This window comes from Psychroserpens sp., from assembly GCF_034670085.1.
Classification (GTDB): domain Bacteria; phylum Bacteroidota; class Bacteroidia; order Flavobacteriales; family Flavobacteriaceae; genus Psychroserpens.
In genome coordinates this window covers 46,529-59,034 of the sequence record NZ_JAXMOD010000005.1, presented here as the reverse complement: position 1 = coordinate 59,034, position 12,506 = coordinate 46,529, and the positions used below count along the sequence as shown (strand labels likewise).

Here is a 12,506-nt window from a genome sequence, read left to right as displayed (position 1 = left end):
CCGCATATTTACTGGCAAGTACGGAAAAACCGTAAGCATAAGACGATTAATAGAGTTGTTTTTAACACTCGTTTAACTGTAATAAAGTGTACTCTCGAAGTATATTTGAACAATTAATTAATTAATCCCTTATATTATGAAAACAAAGAAGTATTTATTAGCCATTGCGATTATCGGTGGATTTGCATTCACAGCTCAAGCAACTGATTTAATCAATTTAGATGGACAAATCAAAACTGAAATCGAAAAATCAAGAATCAAAGTTCCTGGTCAAGGAGGAGGGAAATAGAAATATTATCTTTGGAACTATAATTGGTATAATTATAGCTTCAACTCCTTATTTGTTTACAGTATATGAAAGTGTTCCAGATCAAAGAATCTGGGACACTTTTCTATTTACTTATGAAAGTTCATACTATCAAAGTGTATATGTTTTGGCATGGACACTAACTAATAAAATTATTCCTTTATTTTTAATTTTTGTTTGGTTTTTTACCTGCAGACAATGGTGGTATCATGCCTTGTTAGTACCCATAGCTATGTATCTTTATCAAATTATTGTAATTCTCAATGACGATTTGTCTTTTGCAGATTCCAACCAATTTTTGTATTTACTACCAGTTATGGCGATAGTAATTCCATCCATTTACTTAATTAGAGCAAAAATGTTTAATAAATTAAATGATGCAGATAAAACTATGCAAGAATTAGAGGAAGAATTCATGCTCAAGCCTAAAAACTTTTTTGATAAAGTTCGACAGTATTTTTAATTATACTCAATTTTAACTTCTTTGTATAATAGAAACTTTAATAATCTTGTTTTATAATTTAATAAATAAGATTCTATTCGTTTAATAACTTTATATAGAATATAGTCTTCATTATTAAACTATATAAGATAAAAAATTTACATTTGTAAAAATTACATTTTATAATTTACTCAAAATTAATCCCTATATAATTATGAGCAAAACAGTACATCGTATAATAGAACTTATTTCAGAGTTGAAATTAAGTGCTCGACAATTTGATATTTCAATTGGTACCGCTAATGGTTACATCTTGCGAATGCAAAAGAATAACGCTTCTGTTGGGAGTGATGTTATTGAACGTATCGTTAAAGAATATCCGCAAGTCAACTTGGTTTGGCTTATAACTGGAAAAGGCGAAATGTTTATCACTGAACAAGAAAGTCCAAAAATAAGAAGTGCACAGGAAATTGAATCTTATATCGATAACCGATTGAAGTCTAAATGGTCTGATGAGAAAAAAGCTCTTCTAGATGAAATTTTAAAAGAAATTGAGGATTCAAAAAAATAACAATATCAAACTGTTAGACGGTCTCTTAATTCTATTAGTTTAATTAGGTATTCTTTTCTTTCAATTATTCCTTTTTGTCTTTTTAAAACCAATAATTCTTTCTTTATTAATTTATAGTCATTTGAATCAAAATTAGAAATCTTAATCAATTGATTATTAATTTCTTCATTGATTAAATTATTGATTTTATTACCTTGAGTAACATACTGCAACTTTATACTAGAAACTATCAAAAGTGCTAAAAATAAAGCCGATATAAATAAAACTTTTATAAGATTAATATCTTGGCTTCCGTTTTCAGCATAATTAATATTTACAAACAATTTGTAAAACTCAAAACATATGGGAATTACAAGGACATATTTCCATTTTCTAAGACAACTAATAAACCAAATAGATAATAATCCAATCGTTAGAAACTTAATACTTAATGTCCAAAAATACAAATCAATAGTTTCGAAATAACCTGAATTAAAAGTGTAAAATTGTGTCTTCCAAATTTTTGTGTTTTTAGGGGAAATTGTATACAAATAAAAAAGAAAGGGCAATGCCATAATTAGCACCATAACGAATAAATCCCTTTTCATTTTCTTATTATTTGCGAACTTATATCCCAATTTCATCTTTTAAGTATTATAAAATTTGTCTCTTAATAAAATTATTTTTTCTAAATACTCTTTAGTATCTATTATAGATTTCTCTTTCTTAATTTCATCAAGAGCACTTTTTAATTTTTCAAATTCATTAATTTTTACTTCTTGTAATTGGAAAAACACTTCGTCAATTTCATTATCAACTTTGGTCCTTAATTCTTTTTTTAAATTATAGGAATTCAACTTGTTTGAAATATATAATAGTACCAATATAAAAGGAACAGTTATTGGTAAACTAATTAAGTAATCTATCGCATCGATATGCTCAATACTTGAATTAAAGGTTACAATCAATTTAGTGAATTCGATGGTTATAAGGATTAAAATTGCAGGTTTCCACCAATGTCTGCAAGTAAGAAACCATATCGTACCGAATAAAATAATAAGAATTTTTGTTTTTAAAAAATTAACAAAACTTCCAATATCCAAAAACCCAAAACTTCCAATTTCAAACCCATAAATAGTTATAGTTTCTATCCCTTGAGGAATAAAATATTTATCCAAAAAGTATAGCAGTGTTATCGAAATAATTAAAATCGATATTAATACATCATTTAATTTAAAATCTTTCATAGATTATTAAATATAGAAAATTATCTACATCTAATATATAAACTTTTATTTAAACTATTAAATAATTATTTGTAATTTGAAATTTCAATTTAAAGCTAAATGAGTAAATCTAAATCTCCTTTTACCAAAGCGCAATTACTTCCACAGGAAGAAACTCTTGAAATCTTAAAACAAAAAGGCAACCTATTCATAGGAATTCCAAAAGAAACTTACTTCCAGGAAAAACGTGTTTGCTTAACTCCAGACGCAGTTTCAGCATTAGTAACTAATGGCCATCGCGTAATGATTGAAGCTGGTGCTGGTAAAGGTGCTAATTTTAAAGATAAAACCTATAGTGAAGCTGGAGCTGAAGTCACTAATGACACGGCCAAAGTATTCTCCTGCCCAATTATTCTTAAAGTTGAGCCACCTTCTTTAGACGAAATAAAACTTATTAATCCGCAGACCATACTAATCTCTGCGTTACAACTTAAAACACAACATAAATCCTATTTTCAAGCTTTAGCAGCAAAACGTGTTACAGCATTAGCTTTCGAATTTATAAAAGATGATGATGGCGCTTATCCAGCAGTCCGTTGTTTAAGCGAAATTGCAGGCACTGCTTCTATTTTAATTGCTTCCGAATTACTATCGAATGTTAATGGTGGTAACGGATTAATGTTTGGCAACATAAGTGGAGTGCCACCTGTAGAAGTGGTTATTATTGGTGCTGGAACGGTTGGCGAATTTGCCGCTCGTTCTGCTATAGGATTAGGTGCAAATGTCAAAGTTTTTGATAATTCTATTACAAAACTACGTTGTATCCAGGCTAATTTAGGACGTACTATTTACACCTCAACTTTACAGCCCAAAAATCTGATTAAGGCTCTTAAACGTTGCGATGTTGCTATTGGTGCCGTTAGAGGAAAAAACCGTTCACCAGTGATTGTTACAGAATCTATGGTTGATACTATGAAAACAGGGTCTGTAGTTATAGATGTAAGTATAGATATGGGTGGATGTTTCGAAACAAGCGAAATTACTAACCATGACAAGCCTACTTTTGACTATAATGGTGTTACCCATTATTGTGTTCCAAATATTCCTGCACGTTACTCACGATCAGCTTCAGTGTCTATTAGTAATATTTTTACGCCTTATCTGCTTAAAATTGCTGAAGATGGTGGAATTGAAAATGCCATTCGTTTTGATCGTGGTTTAAAAAATGGGTTGTATTTTTACCACGGAATTTTAACTAATAAATCTGTTGCTGATTGGTTCGATTTAGACTGTAGCGATGTTAACTTGTTAATTTTCTAGTAAAAACAGAATCTCTAATTTTCATTTATGAAATTAATACACCGAATTGGCTACTACTTAGGCGGATTTTCTATTGGTCTTGTTGTTCTTGCTTTTTTTTTAAGCGGAAAAAAAACATCTTGCGATTATGGACCAGATGCCAGAACAATTAAAAATATTTCTATTAAGAAGAAATCATACACCGATGCGGCTAAAGTTTCCATGTCAAGGTATAGTTTAGATACATTAATGATTTCTAAACTCATTAAAACTAGTGATGTGAATTTTTCAAAAAGTGAAACTCAAGGTGAAGGTTGCAAAACATACCTTATCGAAAACACCTATAAAGACAAGGACTTAGAAATGCGGATTGAAAATTGTGATTCGACAGCAACAATACTTTCTATTACATTTCTAGAAACTAATTAAATTAGTAGTACTCAAATTAAAAATGCCAATATCTTCAAACGAACATATTGGCATTTTTGACTAACACAAATTAAAATTATCTTATTGGGATTTTTTTCAATATTTCTGTATCATCATAAATCAATCGGACAATATAAATACCTCTTGAAAACTGAGAGCTATTGATTTCTTTGTCTAATGATTGCGTATTTTCATTGCTTTTTATTTCTTCTCTATAAACGATTCTACCATTAAGATCGTAAATTACTAGTTGATCAACATCTACTCTATCCATACCAGAGATTTTAAACTTTAGTACATCAGCACTAACATCTTGGTATATTAAGAAATTAAACTCTTGTTCTACAATTGGAATTTCTTCTGGTTCACAATCATTAACATAAACCATAACAGTCGCTTCATCTGAAGATAATGCATTGTAAACCAATACTGAATATTCTGTATCTTCTCCTGGCATCACCTCAATACTTTGGGTTTCTTCTCCTGTATTCCATAAATAAAATTCTCCACCTTCAGCTGTAAGTGTAATCATTTCATTAGCACAAACTACAAGATCTTCACCTGCATAAGCTTCAACAGCTTCTACTACATTTACAGTCACCGACTTTTCATCTGAGCAGTTATTAATATAACCTGTTACTGAATATGTTGTAGATAATGACGGACTAACAGCAATGTTGGGTTGTGTTGCACCATTATTCCATTCGTAAGTATTCGCTCCATTTGCAGAAAGCGTAATAAATTCTCCTTCAAGGATGGTTACTTCACCTCCATTTACGATATTAACATTCGGATTTAAGTTGACTATAACAACTACATCATCTTGAGCTTGTTCATCTCCTTCGAATACAGTAACTGTATAGGTTTCTGTAGCCCATGGACTTACAACAATACTCTGAGTTGTTTCTCCAGTACTCCATAAATACGCATCTCCTTCAGAAGCCGTAAGTGTTGCTGAAGTACCTTCACAAATAGATTGATCGTCACCAGCACTCGCTGTAAACACAATTGGTTCTACATTGACTAAAACGTCATCTGATGCTTCACAACCATTTAAGAATCCTGTAACCGTATAAATTGTAGAGTTTATTGGATTAACTATAATGCTTTGCGTTGTTTCTCCTGTACTCCATAAATACGTATTTGCTCCTGTAGCTGTTAACATTGTACTATCTCCTTCTGTAATTGTAACATTTACGCCTGCATCTACAGTAGGTAAATCATTTACGAAAACCGTTACTTGATCTTCGTCTGAACTTGTTCCTAGCGTATTAAAAACAGTTACTGAATAGTTTGTTGTCGCATTTGGTGTGACTTCTATTGAAGCTGATGTTTCTCCCGTATTCCATAGATAAGTGGATCCTCCTGAAGCTGAAAGCGTTACTGTTGTGCCTTCACATATAGTGACATCATCACCTGCATTGGCAACCACGTTTTCTGTTTCAACATTAACCAAAACGTCATCTGTTGCTTCACAACCATTTAAGAATCCGGTTACTGTATAAATGGTATCATCAGTTGGAGCTACTGTTATACTTTGAGTACTTTCTCCTGTACTCCATAAATATGTGTTTGCTCCTGTAGCTGTTAACATTGTACTATCTCCTTCTGTAATTGAAACATTTACGCCTGCATCTACAGTAGGTAAATCATTTACGAAAACCGTTACTTGATCTTCATCTGAACTTGTTCCTAACGTGTTAGTAACCGTTACTGAATACGTGGTGGTTGTATTTGGTGCAACTTCTATCGAAGACGTTGATTCACCTGTACTCCACAGAAATATTGTACCTCCAATAGCGGTAAGGGTAACTGTTTCACCTTCACAAATGGTAACATCGTCACCTGCATTGGCATTTACGTTTTCTGTTTCTACATTGACTAAAACGTCATCTGTAGCTTCACAACCATTTAAGAATCCTGTGACTGTATAAACTGTATTATCACTTGGAGCCACTGTTATACTTTGAGTACTTTCTCCAGTACTCCATAAATAGGTATTTGCTCCTGATGCTGTTAATGTTGTACTATCTCCTTCAATAATTGAAACATTAACGCCTGCATAAACAGTTGGTAAATCATTTACAAAAACCGTTACTTGATCTTCATCTGAACTTGTTCCTTGTGAATTGGATACCGTTACTGAATACGTTGTTGTTCCATCTGGAGTGACATCTATTGACGATGTAGTTTCTCCTGTATTCCAAAGAAAGATTGAACCTCCAATGGCAGTAAGTGTTACTGTTTCGCCTTCACATATGGTAACATCATCACCTGCATTGGCAACTACGTTTTCTGTTTCTACATTGACTAAAACATCATCTGTAGCTTCACATCCATTTAAGAACCCTGTGACTGTATAAATAGTGTTATCACTCGGAGACACTGTTATACTTTGAGTTGTTTCTCCTGTACTCCATAAATACGTGTTTGCTCCTGATGCCGTTAATGTTGCACTATCTCCTTCAATAATTGAAACATTTACACCTGCATCTACAGTAGGTAAATTATTTACGAAAACCGTTACTTGATCTTCATCTGAACTTGTTCCTTGTGAATTGGATACCGTTACTGAATACGTTGTTGTTGCATTAGGGCTAACATCTATTGAAGATGTTGTTTCTCCCGTATTCCAAAGGTAAGTTGGTCCTCCTGAAGCCGAAAGCGTTACCGTTTCACCTTCACAGATGGTGACATCATCGCCTGCATTGGCAACTATGTTTACTGGTTCTACATTAACTAAAACGTCATCTATAGCTTCACATCCATTTTGGAATCCAGTGACTGTAAAAATGGTGTCATCACTTGGAGTTACAGTAATACTTTGGGTACTTTCTCCTGTATTCCATAAATAGGTAGTTGCTCCTGATGCTGTTAAGGTTGTACTATCTCCTTCAGTAATTGATACATTTACACCTGCATCCACTGTTGGTAAATCATTCACAGAGACAATTACGTCATCTGTATCCGAAACTGTTCCTGTGGCGTCAGAGGCTGTTACAGTATATGTTGTAGTGTTAGATGGACTAACATTAATACTTGCAGTGGTCTCTCCAGTATTCCAAACATAAGCAACTCCTCCTGTAGCGGTTAAAGTAGCTACTGATCCATTGCAAATCGTTTGATCGTCTCCAGCATTGGCAACAACCTGGTTGCCAACTATAAAAACTGTGACGGCATCTGTATTTTGACAGGTGTCTGTTGTACCTGTAACCGTGTATGTAGTTTCAATTAATGGGTTAACTGTAATACTTTGTGTTGTTTCTCCTGTATTCCAAACATAATTATCAGCTCCATTTGCAGTTAACACAGTAGAATTACCGTAATTGATAGAAACATCAGCTCCTGCATCTACATTTGGGATTGGATTAACAGTTACAATCACATCATCAGTAGTTGTACTACCATCTGAATGTGATCCAGTAACTGTATATACTGTATCTGTTATTGGATTAACATCTATAGAATTTCCAGATATGTTTCCTGGAGACCATACATAAGAATCAGCACCAGTGGCTGTTAATGTAGTAGATCCACCATCACAGATAGTAACATCATTTCCAGCAGAAACTTGAAATGTCATGTTATTATCAATATCAACACTATTTAAAAATAATTCTAAATAAGAATAACCGCTTGGAGATATATCAGAAGCAGTTGCTCCATTTGGAACATTAGCTGCAAACCATATTTCAGGTATACCATCATTATTAGTATCGTAATTAGCTGGTCTTGTATTAACTGGAGTTGAAGATATACTAGCTAAAAAATCAAAATAACGTTGCTCATAAAAAAAGCTTCTATCTGTACCAGCATTACCAGTAGTATAATCTTCATAAGCACCTTCTCCTTCAGCAGTTTTTGCTAGGTAAGCAAGATCATTTGCATCATAATTTGGAGAAATTGATCCATCTGCATTTAAAGATGCACTCGCACCAATAGTTGGATTATTAATAATATCATTATAAGCTTCTGTAGCCGTTTTGATGTTTAAAGGTCTACCTATTAAAGGATGTTGTGTGCTAACAAACTCACTTAATGGAGCATTTTGATTAGCATTACCACTATTAAATTCAGCCCAAATTAATCTGTTGTCGGCATTTGGATCTGTAAACAATCCTTTATCCATAATATTACCTGAAGTATAAATTTCTACATTATTAAAAGAACCATTAAGTTGATTCATTTTAGTAAATGATAATGATGTATTAGAACCCGCAGCATAATAATTATTAATATGATTTAATTTTATTTCACCATAAGCTCTACTTAATCTGAATCTATGGTTTTGACTAACATTATTAATCATATCAACTCGACCAGTACTTGAACCTCCTGCTGTACTGTTTGGATTACAAAATCTATGAGATGTATTATAAAAGAAGTTATTTATAAAACTATTATCATAACTTTCATCTATATAATTGAGATCGACATCTCCAAAAATGGATCCTGTTTTACATTCGGCAATTATTCCATTTTGAAAAGTATTATTATAACTATTTGTACCTCTTAAACCAAAACCTGTCCAACCTGCATAACTTATCGAGCAATGATCAAAAATTAAGTTTCTTGCCTCTGTACCATTTCCATAGACATCAAGACCTATATTATTATTATCTCTTTGCATTCTAATTCTAATGTATCTAACAATCATGTTTTCAACATTCCAAAATCTAAATAAATGGTTAGGGTCAGAAAACGTAAACGTTATTCCTCCAATTGGAGCAGTTTGACCAGCAATTGTTAAATCTTGTCCTTGGATTATCATATAATTTGTACAATCAATTGTACCAGATACATCAAAGACAATAGTTGCTGGTCTAGGTTGAGCAATAGCCCAACGAAATGAACCTACAGAACCATCGTCTAATAAATTGGTTACATGATAAACATTACCTCCTCTACCTCCAGTTGCGTAAGCTCCACCTCCATAAGCTGTAGGGAAAGCTGGCTGCGCAAAGCTCGTTGTAAACGTTAAAAGACATAGAAAAAGAAATACTAATTTAAATACAGAATTGGTACTTCCAAATAAATGGAATTGAAAATTTGGGGATTTCATAATTTTTAGGTTTGGGACTACTATTTGCTATTAATTATGTGACAATTATAAGTAAAAATTTACGTTTCATCTTTAAATGGTTAAATATTTTCGATGAAATGCACAATTAAGTAAGAATACACTTACTTAATAAAATTTCTAGAATCAAATTTTATAATGAAATAAAATGAAATGTAAATCATCGAAAAAATATATACGTGACGAAATATGTTGTTGGATTACAGAAAATGAATTAGTAATTAACAGGTAATTGTTAATAAGTCCAAATTAATAATTGCAATTACAGGTCCTAAATTATGTGCTAGGTATAAGTATTTCATACTCTAAATACACCTTTTTATCTAATGTTTTTCCATAAACATCTTTATTATAAATTAATTTATACATTTGATAATTGTATAATATTTACCCCAAATTAATACTTTAAAGCATGTGTGGAATTTACTTAACTAATATTCCTTATGATAACAATGAAATAGAAAGCAAACTAAAATCTATTTCATTTAGAGGTCCTGATTATTTAGGAATTAAATCAGTAGACAAACTCACTCTTGGTCATCTTAGATTATCTATTTTAGATTTAAACGCACGTTCTCACCAACCTATGCAGTATGAAAAACTACATATTGTTTTTAATGGTGAGATTTATAATTATAAAGACATAAAAAAAGAACTATTAAGCTTAGGTTATACATTTACTACAGAGAGTGACACCGAAGTTTTATTAGTTGGGTATAAAGAATGGGGTAAAAATGTGTTACAAAAACTAAATGGAATGTTTGCATTTAGTATATACAATTCAGAAACCAATACCTTATTTTCTGCTAGAGATAGACTTGGAGTTAAACCCTTTTATTATTATTGGAATGATGGAGAATTTGAAATTTGTAGTCAAATAAAGCCATTACTTAAAGGGAAACAGATTAACAATGAAGCCATTTCAATGTTTCTTGATTGTATGTACATCCCAAGTCCTTATACAATAGTTGAGCATGTTTTTAAGCTTCCTCCCGGAAATTACATGGAAATAGATTTCAACACTAATAAGAAAACTAGTGATGAGTATTGGAACTTAAAAGATGTAAAGGTTAAAGATATTAGTTACGAAACAGCAAAAAAAGAACTACACGAATTATTAATTGATGCGGTGAAGATTAGACTTCAATCGGATGTTCCAATTGGGTCTTTTTTATCAGGAGGCATTGATTCTGCTCTCGTATCTAGTATTGCAGCAAAGGTATCACCTACTAAGGTCAATACATTTTCTATAGGATTTGAAGACCCAAAATTTGATGAAAGTAAAATTGCTGAACAATATGCTGAAATCCTAGACACCAACCATAAAACAACGATTTGTAATCCAGAAGATATATTAAATTTAATTCCAAAGCTAGTTGATGCATTCGACGAGCCCTTTGCAGACAGCTCTGCTTTGCCTTCTTTATTACTGAATAAAATAACCAAGCAATATGTAACCGTCGCCCTTTCTGGAGATGGTGGTGATGAAAGTTTTATTGGATATCCTTATTTTGACTCTCTGGTAAGACACAAATCTATTATTGATATTCCATATTTAATTAGAAAGTTTTTAGCAAAACCTATTTTCTTAAACGCTTTTAAAATTAATTCGCATAGAGTAAGAAATGCTTTAAATACGAAAACCAGAAATGATTTTATTGAAAATATATTTTCTAGAAAAGGATTTTTGTTAAAAGAGAAAAAGCAAGATTGGATGAAGCATTATCAAGGCTACAAAAAATGGTCTAATATTTTCCTCCAAAAAGCAGCAGATTTAAATATAAAGCTATGGTTAGAAAATGATAGCAATGTGAAAGTCGATCGTGCTAGTATGGCGTATTCGGTAGAAGTAAGAAGTCCGTTTTTAGACTACAGAATAGTAGAATATGCAAGAACTTTACCCATGTCTTTTAGATATGAAAAAGGTAGACAGAAAAAAATTCTACGCGATATATTGAAAGAGTATATTCCGGAAGACGTGTTTAATCAACCTAAAAGAGGTTTTGCCGTTCCCATTGGTGACTGGATGCGTAATGAACTGAAGGATGAAGTTCTTACTGCTTTAAATGATGATTTTTTGAATAAAGTTCCCAATTTGGATGTTTCAAAATTCAAAAGAATACTAGATGAGCACATGGCCGGAAAAGAAGATCATACACATCATGTTTGGAAATTGTATACATTAAGTAAATGGTGCAAGGAATATAATTTTTTATAAATGAACCCTTTAGTAAGCGTAATAGTTCCAATATACAATGTCGAATCTTATATTCATAGGTGCATCGATAGTATTCTTAATCAAACGTACCAGAATTTAGAAATTATTTTGGTCAATGATGTGTCTCCAGATAATTGTGGGCAGATTTGTGATGACTATGCAAGCAAAGACAAAAGAGTTGTTGTTATTCACAAAACTAAAAATGAAGGCTCTAGCTGTGCCAGAAATGATGGTTTAGATATGGCCTCTGGCGACTATATTTCATATGTTGACAGTGATGATTATTTAGAATTATCTATGATTGAAATCATGATGAATCATTTACTTACAAACAATCTTGAGGTCATCGAGATTGTTCCTAAAAATTTAAATTCTGAACATACTTTTGATGATTCATTTACAATTGAAGATCCTATTACGGCAACCAAAAGGGTTTTAAAAAATTCTAGTTTTTCGGTTTGGAGAAGAATTTTTAAAACATCTTTAGTTAAGGATCTAAGATTTATACCTCATATTATTCATCAAGATGTCTTTTATATCATAGATGTGCTGAAAAGAATATCTAAAAATGGCTATTTAAATAGCCCGTTATATTATTACAACACAGAAAATGAAAGCATTATACGAAGTAAATATACACTGAAGAAAATTTCAACAGGAATTCGAGCAACTGAATATATTATAAATAATGTGGTTGATAAACAACAATTAAAAGAATCTATTAATAATTATATAACACATTATTATACAGGTCATTATTTTTTATTAAGTAGAAATACGGAAATTGATCCCGATAAAGCATTTAGAAAAAAGTTGAAAAAAGCAATAATACATTCGATAAGTTTAAAAAACGTAACTTTTCGATCAGTATTAGTTGTGCTTTTACCTGCAAGAATTATGGAATTTATTTCTTCAGGCTATCAATCAATAAAGTCATAATAAAACTAATTAATTC

The 12,506-nt window shown here is 31.7% G+C and carries 10 protein-coding genes; 7 read left to right on the top strand and 3 right to left on the bottom strand.

Annotated features, from left to right (window positions below):
* Positions 1–136 precede the first annotated feature (136 nt).
* The 3 genes from VOI25_RS09670 (at position 137) to VOI25_RS09660 (ending at position 1,320) form a co-directional block, all read left to right on the top strand.
* Positions 137–289 (top strand): hypothetical protein, encoded by a 153-nt coding sequence (locus VOI25_RS09670; RefSeq protein ID WP_323788863.1) that lies wholly within the window; start codon positions 137–139, stop codon positions 287–289.
* A gap of 52 nt (positions 290–341) precedes the next feature.
* On the top strand, positions 342–770 hold the full coding sequence (locus VOI25_RS09665) for a hypothetical protein (RefSeq protein WP_323788862.1): 429 nt from the start codon (positions 342–344) through the stop codon (positions 768–770).
* A gap of 193 nt (positions 771–963) precedes the next feature.
* On the top strand, positions 964–1,320 hold the full coding sequence (locus VOI25_RS09660) for a hypothetical protein (protein ID WP_323788861.1): 357 nt from the start codon (positions 964–966) through the stop codon (positions 1,318–1,320).
* 5 nt (positions 1,321–1,325) lie between these two features.
* Here the strand turns inward: VOI25_RS09660 and VOI25_RS09655 are convergent, their stop codons facing one another.
* Together VOI25_RS09655 and VOI25_RS09650 are read right to left on the bottom strand one after the other, a co-directional pair.
* Entirely contained in the window at positions 1,326–1,907 is a 582-nt protein-coding gene (locus VOI25_RS09655) for a hypothetical protein (protein WP_323788860.1), read from the bottom strand.
* A 39-nt stretch (positions 1,908–1,946) separates the two neighbouring features.
* A complete protein-coding gene (locus VOI25_RS09650) occupies positions 1,947–2,546 on the bottom strand; it encodes a hypothetical protein (RefSeq protein ID WP_323788859.1) in 600 nt (199 codons plus the stop codon).
* Between the two features lie 99 nt (positions 2,547–2,645).
* Here VOI25_RS09650 and VOI25_RS09645 point away from each other — a divergent pair, with 99 nt between their 5' ends.
* Together VOI25_RS09645 and VOI25_RS09640 are read left to right on the top strand one after the other, a co-directional pair.
* Positions 2,646–3,845, top strand: a complete 1,200-nt coding sequence (locus tag VOI25_RS09645; protein WP_323788858.1) for an alanine dehydrogenase — start codon at positions 2,646–2,648, stop codon at positions 3,843–3,845.
* A 27-nt stretch (positions 3,846–3,872) separates the two neighbouring features.
* Positions 3,873–4,253 (top strand): hypothetical protein, encoded by a 381-nt coding sequence (locus VOI25_RS09640; protein WP_323788857.1) that lies wholly within the window; start codon positions 3,873–3,875, stop codon positions 4,251–4,253.
* A 76-nt stretch (positions 4,254–4,329) separates the two neighbouring features.
* Here the strand turns inward: VOI25_RS09640 and VOI25_RS09635 are convergent, their stop codons facing one another.
* On the bottom strand, positions 4,330–9,315 hold the full coding sequence (locus VOI25_RS09635; protein ID WP_323788856.1) for a T9SS type A sorting domain-containing protein: 4,986 nt from the start codon (positions 9,313–9,315) through the stop codon (positions 4,330–4,332).
* A 430-nt stretch (positions 9,316–9,745) separates the two neighbouring features.
* Here VOI25_RS09635 and asnB point away from each other — a divergent pair, with 430 nt between their 5' ends.
* Both asnB and VOI25_RS09625 read left to right on the top strand, forming a co-directional pair.
* Positions 9,746–11,551, top strand: a complete 1,806-nt coding sequence (asnB, locus tag VOI25_RS09630) for an asparagine synthase (glutamine-hydrolyzing) (protein WP_323788855.1) — start codon at positions 9,746–9,748, stop codon at positions 11,549–11,551.
* Positions 11,552–12,490, top strand: coding sequence for a glycosyltransferase family 2 protein (locus VOI25_RS09625; RefSeq protein WP_323788854.1), 939 nt, complete (start codon positions 11,552–11,554; stop codon positions 12,488–12,490). It begins immediately after the preceding gene.
* The last annotated feature ends 16 nt before the right edge of the window (positions 12,491–12,506 follow it).

Bases quoted from the DNA above. Each gene is read 5' to 3' on its own strand.
- VOI25_RS09670 (WP_323788863.1), top strand. From the start codon at position 137: ATGAAAACAAAGAAGTATTTATTAGCCATTGCGATTATCGGTGGATTT.
- VOI25_RS09660 (WP_323788861.1), top strand. From the start codon at position 964: ATGAGCAAAACAGTACATCGTATAATAGAACTTATTTCAGAGTTGAAA.
- VOI25_RS09655 (WP_323788860.1), bottom strand. From the start codon at position 1,907: ATGAAAAGGGATTTATTCGTTATGGTGCTAATTATGGCATTGCCCTTT.
- VOI25_RS09650 (WP_323788859.1), bottom strand. From the start codon at position 2,546: ATGAAAGATTTTAAATTAAATGATGTATTAATATCGATTTTAATTATT.
- VOI25_RS09645 (WP_323788858.1), top strand. From the start codon at position 2,646: ATGAGTAAATCTAAATCTCCTTTTACCAAAGCGCAATTACTTCCACAG.
- VOI25_RS09640 (WP_323788857.1), top strand. From the start codon at position 3,873: ATGAAATTAATACACCGAATTGGCTACTACTTAGGCGGATTTTCTATT.
- VOI25_RS09635 (WP_323788856.1), bottom strand. From the start codon at position 9,315: ATGAAATCCCCAAATTTTCAATTCCATTTATTTGGAAGTACCAATTCT.
- asnB (WP_323788855.1), top strand. From the start codon at position 9,746: ATGTGTGGAATTTACTTAACTAATATTCCTTATGATAACAATGAAATA.
- VOI25_RS09625 (WP_323788854.1), top strand. From the start codon at position 11,552: ATGAACCCTTTAGTAAGCGTAATAGTTCCAATATACAATGTCGAATCT.